At 68.8% G+C, this 22,046-nt stretch carries 19 protein-coding genes; 10 read left to right on the forward strand and 9 right to left on the reverse strand.

Annotated elements, in window-relative coordinates; all coding sequences use genetic code 11:
• Nucleotides 1–9: 9 nt before the first annotated feature.
• A complete protein-coding gene (locus tag AC07ZS_RS18355) occupies nucleotides 10–2,553 on the reverse strand; it encodes an ABC transporter permease (protein WP_494799966.1) in 2,544 nt (847 codons plus the stop codon).
• A gap of 34 nt (nucleotides 2,554–2,587) precedes the next feature.
• The gene (upp, locus tag AC07ZS_RS18360; protein WP_382323429.1) at nucleotides 2,588–3,220 is read right to left on the reverse strand and encodes a uracil phosphoribosyltransferase; all 633 of its coding nucleotides are present in this window, start codon (nucleotides 3,218–3,220) and stop codon (nucleotides 2,588–2,590) included.
• Between the two features lie 116 nt (nucleotides 3,221–3,336).
• On the opposite strand from upp, the gene rrtA reads away from it, so the two are divergent.
• The 8 genes from rrtA to AC07ZS_RS18400 all read left to right on the forward strand — a co-directional run bounded on the left by rrtA (nucleotide 3,337) and on the right by AC07ZS_RS18400 (nucleotide 11,720).
• Nucleotides 3,337–3,921, forward strand: a complete 585-nt coding sequence (rrtA, locus tag AC07ZS_RS18365; protein WP_494799967.1) for a rhombosortase — start codon at nucleotides 3,337–3,339, stop codon at nucleotides 3,919–3,921.
• A 9-nt stretch (nucleotides 3,922–3,930) separates the two neighbouring features.
• Complete coding sequence (locus AC07ZS_RS18370; RefSeq protein ID WP_494799968.1) at nucleotides 3,931–4,488, forward strand: RNA polymerase sigma factor; 558 nt, start codon at nucleotides 3,931–3,933, stop codon at nucleotides 4,486–4,488.
• Between the two features lie 73 nt (nucleotides 4,489–4,561).
• The gene (locus AC07ZS_RS18375; RefSeq protein ID WP_494799969.1) at nucleotides 4,562–5,683 is read left to right on the forward strand and encodes a FecR family protein; all 1,122 of its coding nucleotides are present in this window, start codon (nucleotides 4,562–4,564) and stop codon (nucleotides 5,681–5,683) included.
• A gap of 120 nt (nucleotides 5,684–5,803) precedes the next feature.
• Entirely contained in the window at nucleotides 5,804–8,296 is a 2,493-nt protein-coding gene (locus AC07ZS_RS18380; RefSeq protein ID WP_494799970.1) for a TonB-dependent receptor, read from the forward strand.
• Nucleotides 8,297–8,319: 23 nt separating this feature from the next.
• Nucleotides 8,320–9,900, forward strand: coding sequence for a choice-of-anchor tandem repeat GloVer-containing protein (locus tag AC07ZS_RS18385; protein WP_494799971.1), 1,581 nt, complete (start codon nucleotides 8,320–8,322; stop codon nucleotides 9,898–9,900).
• A 30-nt stretch (nucleotides 9,901–9,930) separates the two neighbouring features.
• Nucleotides 9,931–10,545, forward strand: a complete 615-nt coding sequence (locus tag AC07ZS_RS18390) for a biliverdin-producing heme oxygenase (RefSeq protein WP_494799972.1) — start codon at nucleotides 9,931–9,933, stop codon at nucleotides 10,543–10,545.
• On the forward strand, nucleotides 10,542–11,318 hold the full coding sequence (gspN, locus tag AC07ZS_RS18395) for a type II secretion system protein N (protein WP_494799973.1): 777 nt from the start codon (nucleotides 10,542–10,544) through the stop codon (nucleotides 11,316–11,318). The genes AC07ZS_RS18390 and gspN overlap by 4 nt, the downstream gene beginning before the upstream one ends.
• 12 nt (nucleotides 11,319–11,330) lie before the next feature.
• A complete protein-coding gene (locus AC07ZS_RS18400; protein ID WP_494799974.1) occupies nucleotides 11,331–11,720 on the forward strand; it encodes a YbaN family protein in 390 nt (129 codons plus the stop codon).
• Here AC07ZS_RS18400 and AC07ZS_RS18405 read toward each other — a convergent pair.
• From AC07ZS_RS18405 to AC07ZS_RS18435, 7 genes are all read right to left on the reverse strand, one after another.
• Nucleotides 11,717–12,571: a formate dehydrogenase accessory sulfurtransferase FdhD gene (locus tag AC07ZS_RS18405; protein WP_494799975.1), complete on the reverse strand. Its 855-nt coding sequence runs from the start codon at nucleotides 12,569–12,571 to the stop codon at nucleotides 11,717–11,719. The two genes, AC07ZS_RS18400 and AC07ZS_RS18405, sit on opposite strands and share 4 nt — an antisense overlap.
• A gap of 69 nt (nucleotides 12,572–12,640) precedes the next feature.
• Nucleotides 12,641–13,027 (reverse strand): hypothetical protein, encoded by a 387-nt coding sequence (locus AC07ZS_RS18410; RefSeq protein WP_494799976.1) that lies wholly within the window; start codon nucleotides 13,025–13,027, stop codon nucleotides 12,641–12,643.
• Nucleotides 13,028–13,054: 27 nt separating this feature from the next.
• The gene (locus tag AC07ZS_RS18415) at nucleotides 13,055–14,290 is read right to left on the reverse strand and encodes a formate dehydrogenase subunit gamma (protein ID WP_494799977.1); all 1,236 of its coding nucleotides are present in this window, start codon (nucleotides 14,288–14,290) and stop codon (nucleotides 13,055–13,057) included.
• A gap of 10 nt (nucleotides 14,291–14,300) precedes the next feature.
• A complete protein-coding gene (locus AC07ZS_RS18420) occupies nucleotides 14,301–14,555 on the reverse strand; it encodes a hypothetical protein (RefSeq protein ID WP_494799978.1) in 255 nt (84 codons plus the stop codon).
• Nucleotides 14,552–15,154: a formate dehydrogenase FDH3 subunit beta gene (gene fdh3B / locus AC07ZS_RS18425; protein ID WP_291115509.1), complete on the reverse strand. Its 603-nt coding sequence runs from the start codon at nucleotides 15,152–15,154 to the stop codon at nucleotides 14,552–14,554. The genes AC07ZS_RS18420 and fdh3B overlap by 4 nt, the downstream gene beginning before the upstream one ends.
• Nucleotides 15,155–15,164: 10 nt before the next feature.
• Nucleotides 15,165–18,134, reverse strand: coding sequence for a formate dehydrogenase subunit alpha (locus AC07ZS_RS18430; protein WP_494799979.1), 2,970 nt, complete (start codon nucleotides 18,132–18,134; stop codon nucleotides 15,165–15,167).
• Between the two features lie 17 nt (nucleotides 18,135–18,151).
• On the reverse strand, nucleotides 18,152–18,385 hold the full coding sequence (locus AC07ZS_RS18435; RefSeq protein WP_494799980.1) for a formate dehydrogenase: 234 nt from the start codon (nucleotides 18,383–18,385) through the stop codon (nucleotides 18,152–18,154).
• 422 nt (nucleotides 18,386–18,807) lie between these two features.
• On the opposite strand from AC07ZS_RS18435, the gene AC07ZS_RS18440 reads away from it, so the two are divergent.
• Together AC07ZS_RS18440 and AC07ZS_RS18445 are read left to right on the forward strand one after the other, a co-directional pair.
• Nucleotides 18,808–20,190 (forward strand): sigma-54-dependent transcriptional regulator, encoded by a 1,383-nt coding sequence (locus tag AC07ZS_RS18440; RefSeq protein WP_494799981.1) that lies wholly within the window; start codon nucleotides 18,808–18,810, stop codon nucleotides 20,188–20,190.
• A 16-nt stretch (nucleotides 20,191–20,206) separates the two neighbouring features.
• On the forward strand, nucleotides 20,207–22,046 hold a 1,840-nt coding region (locus AC07ZS_RS18445), incomplete at its 3' end, for a sensor histidine kinase (protein ID WP_494799982.1).

The following is a 22,046-nucleotide window of genomic DNA, read 5'->3' on the forward strand; positions in this document are numbered from 1 at the left end:
CCGTTTTTTTCAGACTGCTGCCTTGCGCAAGGTTTCCACCACCGGCGTGCGCAGCACGCTGCGCAGCCCCCACCAGCCCGCCAGCAACGCCAGCAAGGCGCCCGCAACGGCACCGCCCAGCGGCACCCAGGGCGAAGCCGTCCACGAAAACTGGAACACGAAACGGGCCAGGGCCCAGCCCACCGCGACCGCCACGGCCGAGGCCAGGAAGCCCGCCAGCAGGCCCACGCCGAGCAGCTCGATGCGCTGCACCTGGCGCAGCAGCCCGGAGCCCGCGCCCACGGCGCGCAGGATGGCGAACTCGCGCTCGCGCTCGCCGCGCGTGGCCGTGACCGCCGAGAGCAGCACCACCAGACCGGCCGCCAGCGTGAAGGCGAACAGGAACTCCACCGCGCTGATGACCTGGCCCAGCACGCGCTGCACCTGGGCGATGGTCTGGCTCATGTCGACGTTGGTGATGTTGGGAAACTGGCGCACCAGGGCGTTGTCGAAACCGTTGGTGGGTTCGGGCGCGCGAAAGGCGCTGATGTAGCTCAGCGGCACGTCGGGCACCTGGGCCACCGGGAACACGACGAAGAAGTTCACCCGCATCGAGCCCCAGTCCACCTTGCGCAGGCTGGTGATGCGGCCCTCGGTGATCTGGCCGGCGATGTCGAAGCCCAGGCGGTCGCCGAGCTTGAGGCCGAGCTCTTCGGCCAGCCCCTCTTCCACGCTCAGCGCATCGCGTTCGTTCTCGGTCCAGCGGCCGGCCACCACCGGGTTGTGCGCGGGCAGCGTGGCGGTGTTGGAGAGGTTGAACTCGCGGTCCACCAGGCGCTGCGCCCGGTCTTCGGTGAAGTCCGAGGGCGCCACGGTCTTGCCGTTGATGGTGACCAGCCGGCCCCGGATCATGGGATACCAGTCGAAGCGCTGCACGCCGCCCTGCCGCAGCGCCTGCTGGAAGGCCTCGCCCTGCTCGGGCTGCACGTTGATGACGAAGCGGTTGGGCGCATCGGGCGGCGTGGCGCTGCGCCAGCTGGAGATCAGGTCGGTGCGCAGCAGCACCAGCAGCACCAGCGCGAGCAGGCCGACCGCGAGCGCGCTGATCTGCACCACGGCGAACGCCGGGCGGGCCGAGAGCTGGCGCGTGGCCATGACGAGCGCGCGCGGCGCGGTGGCCTCGTTCACGCTCGCGCGCAGCACGCGCACCGCCGCGTAGCTGGCGGCGGCGAACAGCAGCACCGCGCCCGCGAAGCCGCCCACGGCGATGGCGCCCAGCAGCAGGTCGCGGCTGGCGGCCAGCAGCAGCGCGGCGAAACCCGCCACCCCCAGGCCCAGCACGGCCAGCGTGGCGGGCTTGAGCTGGCCCACGTCGCGGCGGATCACGCGCAGCGGGGGCACCTGGGCCAGCTGCAGCACCGGCGGCAGGCCGAAGGCCATCATGAGCGTGAGGCCCATGCCCAGGCCGAGCAGCACCGGCGTGAGGCTGGGCGCGGGCAGGCTGGCTTCAACCAGACCGGCCAGCAGCAGCACGAAGGCGTGGTGCACCGCATAACCGATGGCCACCCCCAGGGCGCTGGCGAACAGGCCGATGAGCGCGAACTCGAGCGTGTAGGCGCGCGCCATGGTGCCTTGCGAGAGGCCGAGCACGCGCAGCATGGCGCAGTCGTCCAGGTGGCGCTGGGCGAAGCCGCGCGCGGCGATCGCCACGGCCACGGCGCACAGCAGCGCGGCCAGCAGGGCCACGAGGTTGAGGAATTTTTCGGCGCGCCCCAGTGTCTGCTGCATCTCGGGCCGACCGCCTTCGAGCGACTCCAGCCGCATGCCGCGCACGTCGGGCTGCTCAATGGCCTTCGTGGCCCAGTCGCTGAAATCGGCCACGCGGGCCTCGTTGCCGATCACGGCCAGGCGGTAGGTCAGCCGGCTGGCGGGCTGCACCAGGCCGGTGGCGGGCAGGTCGGCGGCGTTGAGCATGACACGCGGCGCGAAGCTCATGAAGCCGCCGCCCCGGTCCGGCTCGACCACGATGAGGCGCGCGATGCGGAACGTGGCATCGCCCAGCAGCAGCGCCTGGCCCATCTTCAGATCGAGCGCCGCCAGCAGGGCCTCGTCCACCCACACGGTGCCGGGGGCAGGGATCTCGCGGGTGGCGCTGTCGGGCCCGCCCTGGGCCTCGGCCACACGCAGGGTCCCCCGCAGCGGGTAGCCCTCGCCGACCGCCTTCAGCGCCACCAGGCGCGCGGCGCCGCCCTCTTCGTCGCGCGCGCGGCCCATGGTGGGAAAGCCCAGGGTCTGCGTGGTGGTCAGGCCCAGTTCGCGCGCCCGGGCCTCGAACGAGGGTGGCGGCTGGTGGTCGCTGCTGACCACCGCATCGCCGCCGATGAGCGCGCTGGCGTCTCGCGTGAGGCCGCCCTGCAGGCGATCGGCGAAGAAGCCCACCGCCGTGAGCGCGGCCACCGCGAGGGTGACGGCGAGCATCAGCAGGCGCAGTTCGCCCGCGCGCCAGTCGCGGACCAGGGAGGACCAGCCCAGGGTCCAGAAGCGGATGGGCAAGGAGGGGGTGGGCGGTGTCATGGTGCGGGGTTCGAGCGCGCGCGGCCCGACTGGTTCACTTCGTCCCAAAGATTCGGTCGCCCGCGTCGCCCAGGCCCGGCACGATGTAGCCGTGTTCGTTCAGGCCGCGGTCCACCGCCGGGGTGTAGACCGGCACGTCGGGGTGGGCGTCATGGAAGGTCTTGAGGCCCTCGGGGCAGGTCACCAGGCAGACGAAGCGGATCGAGCGAGGGTTGGTCTTCTTGAGCCGGTCCACCGCGCTCACGGCGGAGTTGCCGGTGGCGAGCATGGGATCGAGCACGATCACGTCGCGCTCGTGCATGTCGTGTGGCATCTTGAAGTAGTACTCCACCGCCTTGAGGGTGGCGGGGTCGCGGTACAGGCCGATGTGGCCGACGCGCGCGCCCGGGATCACCTGCAGCATGCCGTCCAGAAAACCGTTGCCGGCGCGCAGGATGGAGGCCAGCACCACCTTCTTGCCGTCGATGACGCGCGAGGTCATCTTCTCCAGCGGGGTCTCGATCTCGATCTCCTGCATCGGCATGTCGCGCGTGATCTCGTAGGCCAGCAGGGCACTCAGCTCATGCACCAGCTCGCGAAAGCTCTTGGTGCTGGTGTCCTTGCGGCGCATGAGGGTGAGCTTGTGCTGCACCAGGGGGTGGTCAATGACGTGGACGTCTCGGCTCATGGGAAAGGCGCTTTCAAAAGGCGGGCCGCCGTGGCATGCCCCGGCGGCGGATGGGCAGTGGGTCGAGTTTATGTCCTCACGCAATGCCTTCATGCGCGGTTTCTATACTGCCCGCCGTGTCCCGCCCTTCCCCAACCCACCGCCGCACCTGGCTCGCCATCGCCGCGCTCATCGCCGCCATGGCGGTGCTGCAGGCCTTGCCGGCCGGTGCCCGGGCAACGCTGCGTTTCGAGCGCGCCGCCCTGCTGGACGGCGAGCTCTGGCGGCTGTTCACCGCGCACCTGGTGCACCTGGGCTGGGCCCACTGGGCGCTCAACGCCCTGGGACTGGTGCTCTGCGGCGTGCTGGCGAACCCGCTGCCGTCCCCCGGCAGGCTGCTGGCGTGCGTGGCCGGGTTGGGGCTGGGCGTCTCGCTGATGCTGCTGGCCTTCGATCCGTCACTCACCCACTACGTGGGGCTGTCGGGTGTGCTGTACGGCCTGTTCGTGCTCACGCTCTGGCCGCAGGCCCGGCGCGGCGATGGGCTGGGCCGCGTGGCGCTGGCCACGGTGCTGGCCTGGATGGCATGGCAGTGGGCGGTCGGCCCCGTGGCCAGCGAGGCCGCGCTGATCGGCGGCGCCATCGTGGCGCAGGCGCATGCGTATGGCGTGGCGGCAGCAGCAGGCCTGCTGGTGATGGAACGCCACCTCAAATGGGAATAATTCTCATTCGTGAGTTACACTTGCGCACATCTTTTCATCCAGGGTTTCTGGCTCGCCATGCTGGTTCGGTACTACGACGAATTGCTGGGCTTCTTCATGCGGGAGGTCAAGGACCCGCACGAAGCGCAAGACCTCGTGCAGCTGACCTTCGAGCGCATGCTGGCGCGCATGCGCTCGGGCGAGCCCGTCGAGAACGCGCGTGCCCTGCTGTTCGAGATCGCCCGCAACCTGCTGATCGACCGCCACCGGCACCTCAAGGTGCGCCAGCACGACAGCGACGACCTGCTCCAGGAGATGGCCGGCCCGAGCGCGCACGAGCCCGAGGCCATCTACGCCGGCATGCAGCGCGCGCGCACGCTGGTGGCCACCATCGAGCGGTTGCCACCGCGCTGCCGCATGGCCTTCGTGCTGCACAAGATCGAAGGGCTGTCGCATGCCGAGGTGGCCGCTGCCATGGGGGTCAGCGTCAACGCGGTCGAACGCCACATCATGCTGGCGGTGGCGGCCTGCCGCCAGGCCCTGGGCGAAACCGTCCGCGCCAAACGGACACCGGCCCTCGACGACTGAGCGGCGAAGCACCCGACATCAGGTTTTGGCGGCCTGATCCGTCTCCTTGGGAGAAACCACGAAAATCGCCCCCATGAACCAGCGCCCGCCACCGCCGCCCCCACACGTCGATGAACCGATCGACGAGTCCCTGCTGGACGCGCTCTCGCCGGTGGATTTCGAGGCCCTGCAATGGTCGGTGCGCGCGGCGGACGGCCTGCCGGCACCGGAACAGGCCGCCTTGCAGGCCTGGCTCGACGCAGCGCCCGAGCACCGCACCGCGTTCGAGGAACTGGCCGGCGTCTGGAGCGCCATCGACGAGATCCCCCCGGCCGGCACGGCGCGCCTGCGCACCACCCTGGCGCTGGACAAGGCGGCCGAATCGTCCGCCCTGGACACCCCGCGGGCACCCGCCCCGGCACCAGCGGCCCCGCCTCCCATTGCGGCCCCGGCGCTGCGCCGGCGCGGCCTGTCCCATGCGCTGGCCGCCGTGCTCACGCTCGGGGTGCTAGGCGGCGGCTGGTTCGGCTGGGACCACTGGCAACAGCAACCCACCTTCAGCCGCGACTACGCCACGCAGCGCGGGCAGAACCTCGCGGCCGAACTGCCCGACGGCAGCCAGCTGCTGCTGGACACCGCGACGCGCGCCGGCGTCACGCTGTACCGCAACCGGCGCGAGGTGCGCCTGCCCGAAGGCGAGGTGCTGTTCCAGGTGCGGGGCAACACCGCGCAGCCTTTCGATGTGCTGGCCGGCGCGGCGCGCATCACCGTCGTGGGCACGCGGTTTTCCGTGCGCTACACCCCGTCGCTGCAAGGCGAGCAGACGGTGCGGGTGGCCGTGCTGGAGGGCCGTGTGCGCGTGGCCCGCGCCAACGACACGACGGGCGCGCAGGCGGTGGAGCTCACGCCCGGCCAGACCGTCACCACCGATGCGCAAGGCCAGCCGGGCGCCGTGGGCCGCATGCCCACCGACGCCATGGCCGCGTGGCAGCACCGGCGGCTGGACTTCGACAACGTGCCGCTGGGCCGCGTGCTTGACGAGCTGGGCCGCTACGGCGAGACAGACCTTCGCGCGACCGACGCGGCGGTGGCCCGCCTGCCGGTGACGGCCAGCGTGGACCTGCAGCAACTCGGCATATTCGCGCGCAGCCTGCCCGAGGTGCTGCCGGTGCGCCTCGTGCGCGGCGCGGATGGCACGGAGATCGTGGCGCGCTGAAGCGCGGCGCTTTTTTTCATCCACAGCGACACACACATCAGGTTTTTTTGCGCTGATCCGTCTTCCTGAACAGAGGGCCCCGAATACCCGGCGGCCCCGACGTTGTTGGAGATGGATCCGATGCAGATTCCCCGCTGGCCGCTGGCCACGGTTCCGCTGGCCGTGCTGCTGGCACTGGGCACGCCGCTCACGTCGTGGGCCCAGACCGCGACCGACACCTCCGTGGTGCTCAACACCACCGGCACGGCACAAGCGCTGTCGCAGGCCCTGACCGACCTCGCGCGCCAGTCGCGCCTGACCCTGGTGGTGTCGCCCGCGCTGCTCGCCGGCAAGCGCGCACCCGCCGTGACGGGCCGCTTCACACCCCAGCAGGCGATGGAACGCCTGCTGGCAGGCAGCGGCCTGGCCGGCCGCATCGAGGCCGGCGCCCTGACGGTGCGCCCGCTGCCCCCGCCCGCGCCCGCGCCGGCCACGCCCGCCCCGCAGGCGGACGCGGTCGAGCTGCCCACCGTGCTGGTCACGGCCGAGCGCGAACAGGCCCTGCCCAACGCCGCCACGGTCAACACGGTCAGCCGCGAGGAACTCGACCGCCTGCCGCCCACCAGCACCAGCGACATCTTCAAAGGCGTTCCCGGCGTCACCGCCGCGAACGCGCGCAACGGCGCCTCGTTCGACCTCAACGTGCGCGGCCAGCAGGGCGACCGCGTGAAGGTACTGGTGGACGGCACGCAGTCCACCAGCAACACCTCCAAGAGCTACGGCGGCGAGAACAACCACAACTACGTGGACCCCGACCTGGTCAGCGGCATCGTGGTGGAGAAAGGCCCCAACAGCGGCCCGCACGGTGCCGGCACCGGCGGCGGCGTGGTCAACCTCAGCACCCTCACCGCCGATGACCTGCTGCGCGACGGCAAGAACTGGGGCCTGCGCCTGCGTGGCGGCTGGGCCAACAACGCCAGCCCCGGCACCGGTTTTCGCACCTACAACAACACGGGTGCGATCGACGTGCGCACACCGGACCGGAACAAGTCGGGCAGCGTGGCCGGCGCATGGCGCGCACTCGACGGCAAGCTCGACCTGGTGGCCGTGCACAGCGAACGGCGCAGCAGCAACTACTACGCGGGCTCCAGCGGCAGCCCCACGTTCAGCAACCACGGCCCCGCGGGCGAAACGCGCGAACCGATCTCGCTCTACAAGCCCGACCAGGAGGTGTTCAACACCTCGCAGGACACGAAGTCCGCGCTGTTCAAGGCGCGCCTGCAATTGCCGGCCGATCAATGGGTCGAACTCAGCCACAACCAGCTGGAGTCGAAGTTCGGTGAATCGCGCATCACCGCGTTCGACTACAACATCGAACAGAAGCTGCTGTCCGAGGTGGAGAAGACCACCTCGTTGGTGCGTTACGGCTGGAAGCCCGCCGCCAACCCGCTCTGGAACCTGCGCCTCAACCTCTGGCACGTGAAGCTCGACGAGCTGCATCCGGAGATCACTTACGGCGTGTCCGGCACCACCGACACGCAGGGCCTGGAGGCGTGGAACAGCTCGGTGTTCGACCTCGCCGGCGTGGGTCTCACGCTGGCCTACGGCGGCTCGTTGCAACACGAGAAGACCACCGGCCTGGGCATCACCGAACCCCGCGGCGAGCGCGAGTTCTCCAGCCTGTTCGTGCGCGCCAACGTGCAGTTCAACGAGCACGTGGCCCTGGACGTCGGGCTGCGCCGCGAGTCCTACGCCAGCGAAGGCACGGGCAGCTTCATCTCGCCGATTCCGGGGCAGGCCCGCATTCCCTTTGCCATCAACGACGGCCACGACCGCGTCAACCCCAGCGTGGGCCTGACCATCCAGCCGATCGAGTCGCTCGCGTTCTTCGTCCGAACCAGCGAGGGCTGGCGCCCGCCCACGCCGAAGGAAGTCGGCCTGACCTATGGCCACAACCGCAGCGTGCTGCAACCCGAAGTGACGGAAAGCACCGAGGTCGGCGCACGCTGGAACGGCAAGAACGTGTGGGCCCGCGAAGACGCGGTGAACGTGGGTTTCACGCTGTTCAACAACCGCCACACCGGCTACCTCGCGCGCCACCTGTCCTCCGGGACCGGCTCGCCCTACTACTACACCAACATCGACGGCGCACGCTTCAAAGGCGTGGAGCTGAGCGCCCGGTACGACAACGGGGCTTTTTTTGGCAGCTACGGACTGAACCACTTCGAGAAAGCCCAGTTCTGCGGCTACCTGGCGCCCGGCTGCAAGGACACCTTCGACGCCAACCTCGGCACCGACATGGCGGGCCTGGTGCTGCCACCCAAACGCACCCAGACGCTGACCCTGGGCACGCGCCTGCTGGAGCGCCGCCTGACCCTGGGCCTGCGTGCCCACTTCGTCACCGGCTCCGCCGGCACCCTGCTCACCAGCGCCGGGCAGACCGTCAACACCGGCTGGCGCCCGCACGAAATCTACGACCTGTTCGGCAGCTGGCGCATCGGGCGCCACCTCGACCTGAACTTCAGCGTCGAGAACCTGCGCGACCGCTACTACGTCGAGGCCATGACCAGCTCTGCGGTGGCCATTCCCTCCCCCGGGCGCACCGCCAAGGTCACGCTCACCTACCAGTTCTGATTCAAGCGAAGCGAATCCACACCATGTCCGCACACACCCTCGCCCCTCCTCCCACCGGCCGGTACGTCCGCCGCGCGGTGTTCGCCCTGCTGTCGGTGGCCGCGGCCGCTGCGCAGGCCACCCTGCCATCGGTCGATGTCCTGCACACGCTTCCCGCCCAACCGGCCGTCTACGACTCGGCGTACGCCGAAGAGTCGCGTTTCGTGCAAGCCACGGGCCCCAACTTCTACGGGGTGATGTCCAACGGCCTGCTGTTCCGGTTCAATTCGGCCACCAGCCAGTTCACCACCCTGCTCGCCAGCGACGCCCGCAACGTCAGCCACCTGACCGTGACCGCCAGCGGCGATCTGTTCGGTATCCGCGGTACCACGAACACCGGGCTCAGCCAGTTCGACTTTGCCTCCAGCGCCTGGATCAACGGCCTGGCCGAACACACCACAAACGGCCTGAGGACCTGGAAGGAAGCCAGCAACGGCACGCTGTACACCAGCTTCACCAACGACTCCTACAAGGTCGACAAAAGCGGCGCCGGTGGCATCACCACGATCTACAGCTACAACGTCGCCGCCGGACGCACCACGCGTCTGATCACCTGGCTGTTGAACCACAGCAATGGCAAGCTGTACGGGCTCGGCTCCACCAACGTGTCGCGCACGGTCGGCCTGGCCGCACTCGATCCAAACACCGATGCGGTGGCGCTGCTCTACCAAACCGACCCGGCGCTGTCTTTCAACACAGGCAGCTTCGGGCCGCTGCTGGAAGGCAGCGACGGCCGCATCTATGGCATCAACCCTTTTGCGGGCACCAACGGCACCGGCGTGCTGTTCCGAATCCGGCCCGATGGCACCGACTTCGAGGTTCTGCACCACCTCGCCGGCGCGAACGCCAACACCGAGGGCGCGTACCCGTCATCGCTGGTGCTGGGCGACGACGGCCACTTCTACGGCTCCACGGCGAGCGGCGGCGTGAATGGCGCTGGCACGGTCTTCCGCTGGAACACCGCCCTGGAGAAGTATGAAACGCTCTATGCCTTCACTGCGGCCACCGAGGGCAACAACCCCTTCAACCTCCGCAAGGGCGTGGACGGCCACTTCTACGGCATCACCAACCGAAGCGGCCCCAGCAACAACGGTGTTCTGTTCCGCTTCACACCCGGCGACGAGGTGCCGGTGTTCAACTTCGAGCCGAAAGTCACACTGAACGCCACGGCGCTGAACAACCTCGGCGCGGGCCAACCGACCTCCGCGCGCACCATCGCACTGGGCCGCGAGGTCACTTTCAGCTGGAGCGGCCAGCTGATCAACAACTGCGTGGCCAGCAGCAACGCGCCGGGCAACCCCTGGAGCGGCAGCCGCCCCGTGGCCTCCACCAGCGACAAGCACACCCCGGCACAGCTGGGCACCTGGACCTACACGCTGACCTGCCAGAGCGGCGACCCGGTGAACTTCCCCGCGCCGGTGGCGGCCTCTTTCACCATCGACGTGGTGCCGGCCAACGCCTCCGCCGAAGCCGGCGGCAACGGCGGTGGCGGCGCGATGGGCTGGCTCGCCGGCCCGCTGGCCCTGCTCGGCGCGCTGGCCTGGCGCCGCCGTCGCCCCACCTGAATGCCCCTCCATGACATCGATCGCCACACCATGACCACGAACGCACACACCACAGACAGCCGCCGCCAGCGCCTGAAGGAAGCCACCCGCAGCACCCACGAGGTGCTGGACCGGCGCATCATGGCCTTCAACCCCTTCGCCAGCCGCGACCACTACGCGCGCTTCGTGCTCACCCAGTACCTGCTGCACCGCGACGTGCAGGCGCTCTACGACGACCCGGTGCTGAACCACCACCTGCCGCTGCTCGCGCAGCGCAGCCGCCTGGCGCTGGTCGAGCAGGACCTGCGCGACCTTGGCATTGCGCTGCCCGAACCGCTGGAAGCCCCGGTGTTCCCCGCCGGCAGCCACACCGACACGGCCACCGCACTGGGCTGGCTCTACACGGTGGAAGGCTCCAACCTCGGCGCGGCCTTCCTGCTCAAGCGCGTGGCCAGCCTGGGCCTGAGCGGTGAACACGGCGCGCGCCACCTGGCGCCCCACCCCGACGGCCGTGCCGCGCACTGGCGCAGCTTCGTCGAGCAATTCGACGAGCTGGTGCTGCCGGCGAACGAAGAGGCCCGCGCCGCCGCCGGTGCCGACGCCGCCTTCGCGCGCGCCCTGGCCCATGTGGAACGGCACTGCGCCGTGGTGGCCGCGTCGGCATGAACCCACCCTGGCGCTGGGCCTTCGGGTGCGCCCTGCTGGGCCTGCTGGCGGCGCTGGTGCTGCGCTTTCCAGCGGCCTGGGCGACCGGCTTCATCGAGCGCGCCGGCGGTGAGCGCATCGTCCTCGTCAACACCCGGGGCACGCTCTGGGACGGCTCCGCGGAGCTTCGGCTCCAGGGCGGTGCCGGCAGCCGCGATGCCACCACCCTGCCCGGGCGCCTGGCGTGGCGCCTGCGCCCTGGGTGGGGAGCCCTCAGAATCACGCTTCACAACGAGGCCGGCCTGCGACAGCCCTTGCACCTGGTCGCCACGCGTGATGCGGGCGGCGCGGTGGTCCTGAGCGCCGCCTCGCTCGACTGGCACGGCCCGGCCGGCCTGCTGCGTGGGCTCGGCACGCCCTGGAACACCCTGGGCTTCGAAGGCGATCTGGCGTTGCGCGCGCAGCACTTGCAACTGCACCAGAGCGCGCAGGGCTGGCAGCTCAAGGGCGAGCTGCTGATCGAGGCGGACTCGGTCTCGTCCCGCATCTCCACCGTGCGCCCGCTGGGCAGCTACCGCATGGCCCTGCAAGGCGGCCAGGACGGCACCACCGCGCTCGCGCTCTCCACCACGCAGGGCGTGCTGCAACTCCAGGGCGAAGGCGCCTTCATCGGCGGACAACTGCGCTTCCAGGGCAGCGCGCGCGCCGCCCCCGAGCGGCGCGACGCCCTGGGCAACGTGCTCAACCTCATCGGCAACCGCGACGGCCCGGTGGCCCTGCGCATCCTGCGCTGACAACCGATTCCCATGCCCACGACACCTCCTGCCCCCACGCGGGGCCTCACCCGCTGGTTGCTCGCCGCCCTCGCCCTGTTGTGCCTGTTGCTCGGTCTGATCGGTGTGGTCGTGCCGGGCATGCCCACCACCGTGTTCATCCTGCTGGCCGCCTGGGCGGCGGCGCGCAGCTCGCCGCGCCTGCACGCCTGGCTGATGGCCCACCGCCTCTTCGGCCCCATGCTGCGCGACTGGCAACAGGGCGGCCAGGTGAGCCGGCGCGCCAAGCGCAGCGCCACGCTCATGATGACGCTGTGCGCAGCCATCATGCCCCTCACCGGCGCCCCCACCTGGGCCATGGTCACGGCCACCGGCAGCATGGCCGGCGTGCTGATCTGGCTGTGGCGCCGGCCCGAACCCTAGTGAGACACCGGCTGTGAGCGCGGCGTCACCGGCGGCACCGCGTCCAGCACCAGGCGCTGGGGGTTGGCGTAGCACAGGAAGCGCTGGTTGGTGGCACGGCCGATGGCGCACAGGCCCACGCGCAAGGCCACGTCCAGCCCCATCTGCGTAATGCCGCTGCGCGAGACCACCACCGCCACGCCCATCTGCGCCGACTTGATCACCATCTCGCTGGTGAGGCGGCCGGTCGTGTAGAAGATCTTCTCGCCGGTGGGTGCATCCGATTGCAGCGCCATCCAGCCGGCGATGGTATCCACCGCGTTGTGGCGGCCCACGTCTTCCACGAACAGCTGCAGCTCCTGCCCGTAAAACAGCGCGCAGGCGTGCACCGAACCGGCCGACTTGTAGGTGCTCTCCTTGAGCCGGATCGCGTTGACGATGGCGTAGAGCTGTGACTGCGTCAGCCTGGCCTCGTCGGGCAGGCGGATGCTGTCGATCTCGTCCATGAGGTTGCCGAACACGCTGCCCTGGCCGCAACCCGTGGTGACCACGCGCTTGGACGTGCGCTCCTCGATGCGGTCGATGCCGTGCCGGGTCTTGACCGAGGCGGCGTTCACGTCCCAGTCCACGGTGATGGACTCGATCTCGTCCACCGAGGCGATGAGGCGCTGGTTGAGCAGGTAGCCCAGCACCAGCCACTCGGGCTGCGCGCCCAGCGTCATGAGTGTGACGAGCTCGCGCTTGTCCACGTAGACGGTGAGGTCGCGCTCGGCGGGAATGGCGATGATCTCGCGCGCACCCTGCTCGTTCATGACCTCGACGTCACGGGTGAGCGGCGCGCGCGCCTGGGTCAGTTGGGGCAGCAGGGGCATGGGCGAAGACTACCGCATGAAAAGGGCCGCCACCCGGAGGTGCGGCCCATGACAAGGCGGTGGGAAGGCTTATTTCTTGGCGGGCGTGGTCGCCGCCGCAGGCGCGTTCGAGCTGGGCGGTGCCTTGGCGGTTTCCGGCGGCGAGTGGGCCCCGGCGGCCTCGGCCGGTTTGGGCGCCACGTAGGCGAACGGCCCGGGGTCGGTGCACGCGGGCGCGTTGGCCGTCGCAGGTGGCACGCTCTTGCCGGTGGCTGCGGCGGTCTTGAAGTAGTTGGCGGCGGCCTTGTCCATGTAGGCGCACAGCTTGTAGCCGTCGACCTTGGCGGCCCAGGCCGTCTTGGCCGCCGCTTCGGCGGCCTTGGCCTTGGCTTCTTCCGTCGGCGGCGGGGGCGCCGGCAGCTTGGCGTGGGCCGTGGCGGCCAGCAGCAGGGTCAGGCACAGGAGGCTGCGTTTCATGGAGATGTCCTCGTTGTCTCTTGGGGTTCAGGCCTTGACGGCGCGCGAGGCCTCGGCCGCGCTGGCCGCGTCCACCGGGCCCGCCGTGCGCTGCGCAGGGATCTTGCCGGCCTTGATGTCGTCGTACCAGAGCTCGTGGTGTTCCTTGGCCCAGGTCTCGTCCACGTAGCCGGTCTTCATGGCCTTGTAGGCGCCCTTCATGCCGATGGTGCCGAGGTAGATGTGGCCCATGAACAGCGCCATCATCAGCACCGCCGCGCTGGCGTGGATCATGTGCGCGACCTGCATGTTGCCGCGCGTGTAGTCCACCGAGGGCAGCAGCTTGTCCAGGAACAGGCCCGAACCGACCACGATCAGGCCGAAGAAGAACACACCGGCCCAGAACACCACCTTCTCACCCGCGTTGAAGCGGTGCGAAGGCACTTCCTGGCCGCTGAACAGGCCACCGCCCTTGAGCAGCCAGGTGATGTCTTCCTTGGCCGGCAGGTTGTCCTTGACGAAGGTGAGGATCACCACCACCAGCGACACCGCGAACAGCGGCCCGGCGAAGTTGTGCAGGTTCTTGAGCGCGTAGGTCAGCCAGCCGAACAGCGTGCTGCCGATGATCGGCAACAGGAAGAACTTGCCGAAGGCCATGATGATGCCGGAGACTGCCAGCGCCACGAAGGCGATGGCGTTGACCCAGTGCGCCGCGCGCTCGAAGTAGGTGAAGCGCTCGATCACGCGCCCGGTGGGCTGGCCGTGCACGGGAATCGCCCCCTTGGCAAAGTAGAACAGCGCGATCGCCACCGCGACGATCAGCAGCACCGAACCGCCATAGGGAATGATCCACTGGTTGCGCACCTGCCGCCAGGCTTCGCCCGCGTTGGTCAGGCGCGCGCCGGGGTAGTTCACGAACGGCTGGATCAGGTTGCCGGCTTCCGGGTACGGCAGGCTGGAATAGCCGGTTACACCCTTGCCCACGTCGCGCCACATCGGCGCGTTGTTGCCGGGCTGCACCTTGCCGCGTTCGGCGTTGGTCTGCTCCGGGTACTTCGGGTCCTTGTTCGCGTCGGGCGCGATCTCGAAGATGTTCGCGCCCTTGATGCCGCCCATCTGGCCGCCGGCGGGTGCGGCGGCGCCGGCGGGCGCCGGGTCTTCCTGCGGCGGGTCCACCTTGAGCGTCTGGGCATTGGCCCAGGCCGCGCTCAGCGCCAGCAGGGCCACGCACCACAGCTTGGGCAGCGCCAGGTGGCGCAGGCCTTGGGTCAGGAGGCTGTGCATGGTGGCGGCCTCAGGGTTTGTTGCCGCCCATGCGGGTGTAGTCGTTCTGGCCGTACTGCGCGCGCGTCTTGAGCTGCTGTTCCCAGCTGGTCTTGTCGCCGGCCTTCCAGTCGGTGTTGGCGTACTGGCTGCTGCCCACGCCCTGGTAGGGTGCACTGTCCTGCTTGACGCCGGCCGCGTTCATTTCCTGCGGTTTCTCGCCGCAGGCGGTGAGCGCGAGCAAGGCGGCGGCCACCGCGGTGGTGAGGGTGAAACGGCGCATCATGACTTGGTCCCCTGTGCGGTGCCGTAGGCGGTGCCCCAGCCCCAGACTTCGGCGCCCTTGCCGCGTTGCAGCACGCGGTTGCGGAAGATGTCGGCCACCACGTCGCCGTCACCGGCGAGCAGGGCCTTGGTCGAGCACATCTCGGCGCAGGCCGGCAGCTTGCCTTCGGCCAGGCGGTTGCGGCCGTACTTCTCGAACTCGCTCTGGCTGCCGTGGGCCTCGGGGCCGCCGGCGCAGAAGGTGCACTTGTCCATCTTGCCGCGCACGCCGAAGGTGCCCTGCGAAGGGAACTGCGGCGCGCCGAACGGGCAGGCGTACGAGCAGTAGCCGCAGCCGATGCAAACGTCCTTGTCGTGCAACACCACGCCTTCGTCGGTGCGGTAGAAGCAGTTGACCGGGCAGACCGCCATGCAGGGCGCGTCGCTGCAGTGCATGCAGGCCACCGAGATCGACTTCTCGCCGGGAATGCCGTCGTTGAGCGTGACCACGCGGCGGCGGTTCACGCCCCAGGGCACCTCGTGCTCGTTCTTGCAGGCGGTGACGCAGCCGTTGCATTCGATGCAGCGCTCGGCGTCACAGATGAATTTCATTCGTGCCATCTTGTTCTCCTCATGCCTTCTCGACGTTGCAGATCGTGGTCTTGGTTTCCTGCATCATCGTGACGATGTCGTAGCCATAGGTCGTGCCGGTGTTGACGGCCTCGCCGCGCACCACGGGGAAGGCACCGTCGGGGTAGTAGGGCTTCATGTCCACGCCCTGCCAGCGGCCCGAGAAGTGGAACGGCAGCCACACCGTGTCGGGCCCGACGCGCTCGGTCACCAGCGCCTGCACGTTCAGGCGCGCACCGGTCGGCGTGTTCACCCACACGCGCTCGCCGTTGCGCACACCGCGCTCGGCCGCCGCCTTCGGGTTGATCTCGACGAACATCTCCTGCTGGAGTTCGGCCAGCCAGGGGTTGGACCGCGTTTCCTCGCCGCCACCCTCGTACTCGACCAGCCGGCCCGAGGTCATGATGAGCGGGAATTTCTCGTGCATCTTGTCGTCCACGTTCTTCTGCTGGAGCGACTTGTAGAGAATGGGCAGGCGCCAGCGGGTTTTCTGGTCGTCGTGGCTAGGGTACTTGGCCACCAGGTCGGGGCGCGTGCCGTAGATCGGCTCGCGGTGCTGCGGCACGGCGTCGGGGAAGTTCCACACCACGGCACGCGCCTTGGCGTTGCCGAACGGGTGGCAGCCGTGGGCCATGGCCACACGGATGATGGCCCCGGTCGGGTCGGTCTTCCAGTTCTTGCCTTCGGCGGCCTTCTGCTCGGACTCGCTGAGGTCGGCCCACCAGCCCAGTTTCTTGAGCAGCACGTGGTCGAACTCGGGGTAGCCGGTGGTGATCTCCGAACCGACCGAGTAGGAACCGTCCTCAGCCAGCAGGGACTTGCCTTCGCGCTCCACACCGAAGTTGGCGCGGAAGTTGCCGCCGCCGTCCATCACGTGCTTGGAGGTGTCGTACAGGTTGGGCGAGCCGGGGTGCTTGATCTGCGGCGTGCCGTAGCAGGGCCAGGGCAGACCGAAGTAGTCGCCGGTCATGTCGTAGCCGGTTTCCTTGTCGATCACCTTGCCCTTGGCCTTGAGCGTCTTCACGTCGAAGGCGTTCATGTTGCGCATGTGGGCCTTGAGGCGCTCGGGGCTCTGGCCGGTGTAGCCGATGGTCCAGACCGACTTGTTGATCTCGCGCAGGATGTCCTCGGGCATGGGTTCGTCCAGGCCCTTGATCTTCTGCATCTTGTAGTTCTTGCTGAGCTCGGTGGCGAAGCCGAGTTTCTCAGCGAACTGGTGCATGATCATGTGGTCGCTGCGGCTCTCCCACAGCGGGTCGATGACCTTCTCGCGCCACTGCAGCGAGCGGTTGGACGCGGTGCAGGAACCGCTGGTCTCGAACTGCGTCGCCGCCGGCAGCAGGTACACCGCGCGATTCGGGTTGAGGTCTTCGGGCTTGCCGGGCATGGCCGCCATCGACGCGGTGGCCGAGGGGTACGGGTCCACCACCACCAGCAGGTCCAGCTTGTCCATCGCGCGCTTCATCTCCAGACCGCGGGTCTGCGAGTTGGGCGCATGGCCCCAATAGAACACGCCGCGCAGGTTGGGGCCCTGATCGATCAGTTCGTTGTTCTCCAGCACACCGTCGATCCAGCGCGAGACCGTGATGCCGGGCTTCTCCATCGTGCCTTCGGCGTACTGCTTCTTGATCCACTCGTAGTCCACGCCCCAGGTGTTGGCGAAGTGCTTCCACGAGCCGGCGGCCAGGCCGTAGTAGCCGGGCAGCGAATCGGGGTTGGGGCCGACGTCGGTGGCACCCTGCACGTTGTCGTGGCCGCGGAAGATGTTGGTACCGCCGCCGCTCTTGCCCACGTTGCCCAGCGCCAGCTGCAGGATGCACGAGGCGCGCACCATGGCGTTGCCGATGGTGTGCTGCGTCTGGCCCATGCACCAGACGATGGTGGCCGGCTTGGCTTCGGCCAGCATCTTGGCCACCTTGAACATCTGTTCTTCCTTGACGCCGCAGGCCTCTTCCACGGCCGCCGGGGTCCACTTGGCCATCACGTCGGCCTTGACGGCTTCCATGCCGTAGACGCGGTCGTTGATGTACTGCTTGTCTTCCCAGCCGTTCTTGAAGATGTGGTGCAGCAGGCCGAAGAGGAAGGGGATGTCGGTGCCGGAGCGGATGCGCACGTACTCGTCGGCCTTGGCCGCGGTGCGGGTGAAGCGCGGGTCCACCACGATCATCTTGCAGCCGGTTTCCTTGGCGTGCAGCATGTGCAGCATGGAGACCGGGTGCGCCTCGGCGGCGTTGGAGCCGATGTACAACGCGCACTTGCTGTTCTGCATGTCGTTGTACGAGTTGGTCATGGCGCCATAACCCCAGGTGTTCGCGACGCCGGCCACCGTGGTGGAGTGGCAGATGCGCGCCTGGTGGTCGCAGTTGTTGGTGCCCCAGAAGCTCACGAACTTGCGCATCAGGTACGCCTGTTCGTTGCTGTGCTTGGAGGAACCGATGAAGTACACCGAGTCGGGCCCGCTGGCCTCGCGCAGTTCCTTCATCTTCGCGGTGATCTCATTGAGCGCGGTGTCCCAGCTGATGCGTTGGTACTTGCCGTTCACCAGCTTCATCGGGTAGCGCAGGCGGTACTCGCCGTGGCCGTGCTCGCGCAGCGAGGCGCCCTTGGCGCAGTGCGCACCGAGGTTGATGGGGGAATCGAACACCGGCTCCTGGCGCACCCAGACGCCGTTCTCCACGATCGCGTCGGTCGCGCAGCCCACCGAGCAGTGCGTGCAGACGGTGCGCTTGACTTCGATCTTGCCGGTGCCGTCGATGGACGACTTGCCCGAAGCGGCCTCGGCCTTCTTCACCAGCGTGAGCTGGCTCGCGGCCAGGCCGACGCCCACACCCAGTCCCGAGCGGCGCAGGAAGGCGCGGCGGTCCATGGTGGGCAGGGCCGAGGACAGGCCGCGCTGCAGGCGGTGGACAAAAGCGGAAGACGTCGCGCCCGAGGCGTGCGCACCCGGGCCGGATTTTTTGGTCAGCAACATGGGGAGCTCCTGTTCGCTCAGATGCGGGTGGTCTGGTAGTACTGCTTGACGTGGTCGCTCAGCGAGTACCCCCCGCCCTTGGTCGGCGCCGGCTTGGGCTCGACCACGGCCGCCGCGTCTTCCGGCGCCACACGGGGCAGCAAGGTGGCCGCAGCGGCCAGCGCACCCACGGTGGACGCGCCTGCGAACAGGGTGCGGCGGTTCAGGTTCGGACGGCCTTCTTCGGGCGTGGATCGTGGGGACTTGTTCATGCCTGTCTCCTGTGGATGTCGGGCCCACCAACACAACATGCGGGCCTTTTGCATACGTGGAATCTAACCGTCCCCCACCACCTATGCAAGCCACTCATAAGGGCAGTGCCCCTCTGAAATGAGAGTGGTTCTCATCCTTGAATGCCGCAGCGCAACATGCGGTCGCGCTTCCGAATTCATAGCCAGAACCGTGCCACCGCATCGGCATCCGCCGCGCGGCAACGGCCACCCAGGCAACGCGCGGCACCCCGCTCGACGGCCTAGGGATAACCCATGAGACAAAGCCATTCAGTTGCGGCGTCCCGCGCCAAACTGTCATCCCCGGGTGCGACAAGTTGTCGCACGCGCCGTCCCGCGCAAGGGGTCGGAAATGCGCCAATACCCCAGTGATTTCGTAGGCTTACTCCGTAGAATCCTTCGGGGTGGACACCCCCTTTCTCCCCCCTTCGCCCGAAAGAACCCTGGAGGGTTGGCCCGACTGGTCGATCCTGATCGTCGACGACGAGCAGGGCATGCTCAACTTCCTCGTCAAGACGCTGGCACCGCGTTGCCACTTCGTGATGAGCGCCTCCAGCGCCGAGGACGGCGCGCAGTGGCTGCGCGGCCACCACGTGGACCTGGTGATCCTCGACATCTCCCTGCCCGGCAAGAGCGGCGTGGTCTGGCTCAAGGAGCTGCGTGAGCAGGGCTTCACCGGCGAGGTGATCCTGATCACCGCCTTCGCCGACCTGGACACCGCCATCGAAGCGCTGCGCGCGGGCGCCTCGGACTTCATCCTCAAGCCGTTTCGCGTGCCGCAGATCCTCAACGCGGTGAAGCACTGCTACGAGCGCTCGCGCCTGCGGCGCGAGAACTTCGTGCTGCGCCGCGCGGTCGTCACCAGCGCCCCCGGGCGCGCCGCGCTGGTCGGTGGCTCGAGCGCCATGCAGCAGCTGCGCGAATCCATCGCGCGCGTGGCCCCGGTCAACAGCACCGTGCTGCTGCAGGGCGAGTCGGGCACCGGCAAGGAGCTGGTGGCGCGGGAGCTGCACGCGCTCAGCAGCCGCGCGGGCGGGCCCTTCGTGCCGGTCAACTGCGCGGCGGTCTCGCCCGAGCTGATCGAGAGCGAATTGTTCGGCCACGCCAAGGGCGCGTTCAGCGGCGCCACGCGCGCGCGCGACGGCCTTTTCCATTACGCCCAGGGCGGCACGCTGTTCCTCGACGAGATCGCCGAACTGCCGCTGTCCATCCAGGCCACGCTGCTGCGCGCGATCGAAGACCTCAACATCCGCCCGGTGGGCAGCGAACAGCTGGTGCCGCTGAACCTGCGCATCGTCGCCGCCACCAACCGCCAGCTCAGCGAAGAGGTGGCGGCCGGCCGCTTCCGCAAGGACCTCTACTTCCGCCTGCAGGTCGTGGACCTCGCGCTGCCGCCGCTGCGCGAGCACAAGGAGGACATCGCCGAACTGGTGGCGCACTTCATCGCCCAGTTGGCGCCCTCGCTCGGCGTGGAGCCACTGGCCATCAGCGAGCACGAGATGGACTTCCTGCGCCAGTACGACTGGCCCGGCAACGTGCGCGAGCTGCGCAACCTGCTGGAGCGGTCGCTGATCCTGGGCAACCTCAATGTGTCGGCGCTGTACCCCGGCGTGGCGCGCCGCCCCGAGACCAGCAGCGCCCTGCCCACCGACCTGCACACGTTGGAGAAGATGCACATCCTCTCGGTGCTCGATTCGGTGCAAGGCGACAAGACGCGCGCGGCGCAGTTGCTCGGTGTCTCGCGCCGCACGCTGGAGCGCCGCGTCGCCGAATGGGGCACGACATGACACCGACGCCCCGCGCATGACGGTCTGGCGCGCCCCCCGCTGGCTGGCCGGTTCGGTCCGCAACAAGCTGCTGGCGATGGCGCTGCTGCCGTTGCTGCTGGCGTTTCCGATGCTGGTGCTCGCGCTGGCGCTGTGGGGCAACGTCGCCTACGACCGCCTGTTGATCACGAAGGTGCGCAGCGACCTGGCGGTGGCGCATGGGTATTTCGATCAGGTGCTCAGCGAGGTCGGCTCGGGCACGCTGGGCGTGGCGGGCTCACAGGCGCTCTACACCGCCCTGCGGCCCGCGACCCCGACGGACCGGCGCGACGCCGTCAACGAGCAACTCGCCCTGGCCCGCGAGCGGCTGGGGCTGGACTTCCTGCTGCTGTACACGCCGCAAGGCCAGCCCCTGGCGCGCGCCGTGCCCGCGGGCCTGAGTCAGGCGGACGCGAACGCGCCGATTCCGCTCATGCCCCCGGCGCTCGGTGGTTCGATGAACGAGAACAGCCGCGCGATCGCGCGCGCCAGGCTGCTCGTGCTGGAGCCCGAAGCCCTGGAAGCGCTGGCGCCGCACCTTTCACCGCGCCTGCGCATTCCGCTGGTGGCCACGCGCAACGCCGCACCCGCCACGCGCGAGACCGAACACCGCGCCATGGTGATGCTTTCGACCCATCCGGTGCGCGACGCGGCGGGCCAGACCATCGCGCTGCTGGCCGGCGGCCTGCTGCTGAACCAGAACCTCGACTTCATCGACCACATCAACCGCATCGTGTACCCCGAGGGCTCGCTGCCCTTCGGCAGCCAGGGCACGGCCACGCTGTTCATGGACGACGTGCGCATCACCACCAACGTGCGCCTGTTCCAGGACCAGCGCGCGATCGGCACGCGGGTGTCGCAAACGGTGCGCGACGCGGTGCTCGGCCAGGGCCTGACCTGGCTGGACCGCGCCTTCGTGGTGAACGACTGGTACGTGTCGGCCTACGAGCCCTTGCTGGACGCGCACGACCAGCGCATCGGCATGCTGTATGTGGGTTACCTGGAGGCGCCGTTCCGGCTGGTGCGCTACGCGATGCTGGGGGTGATGGGCCTGATCTTCCTGGGTGTGATGGCGCTCTCGGCCTGGTTCTCGCTGCGCTGGGCGCGCAGCATTTTCCAGCCGGTGCAGCGCATGAACCGCACGATGCAGCTGGTGGAGGAAGGCCAGTCGGGCGCGCGCGTGGGCGAGATTTCGGCGCGCGACGAGCTGGGGGCGCTGGCGGGCCATCTGGACGAGTTGCTGGACGTGATCGACGACAAGACGGCAGCCTTGCAGCGCTGGGGCGAGGAGCTGGACCACAAGGTGGCGGAGCGCACGGCGGAGCTGGAGGCGAGCAATGCGTCGTTGCAGGTGGCGCAGCAGCAGTTGGTGAAGAGCGAGAAGCTGGCGGCGATCGGTCAGTTGACGGCGAGCATTGCGCACGAGATCAACAACCCGATTGCGGTGATGCAGGGCAATCTGGATCTGATGCGCGAGACGCTGGGGGCGGCGAGCCGGCCGGTGGCGTCGGAGCTGAAGTTGCTGGACGAGCAGGTGGAGCGCATGCGCATCATCGTGACGCAGTTGTTGCAGTACGCGCGGCCGACGGAGTACGCGGGGTATGTGGAGACGCTGGACATCAACCGGACGATGGAGGACTGTCTGGTGCTGGTGGGGCATCTGTTGGCGCAGACGCACATTCGCGTGGAGCGGGATCTGCAGGCGGCGCGGCGCGCGGGGTGCAACCGGCAGGAGTTGCAGCAGGTGGTGATCAATCTGTTGATCAACGCGATCCAGGCGATGCCGCAGGGTGGGGTGTTGCGGTTGGTGACGCGGGATTGGGTGGATGAGGCGGGGC

The organism is Hydrogenophaga sp. GW456-12-10-14-TSB4, from assembly GCF_059424305.1.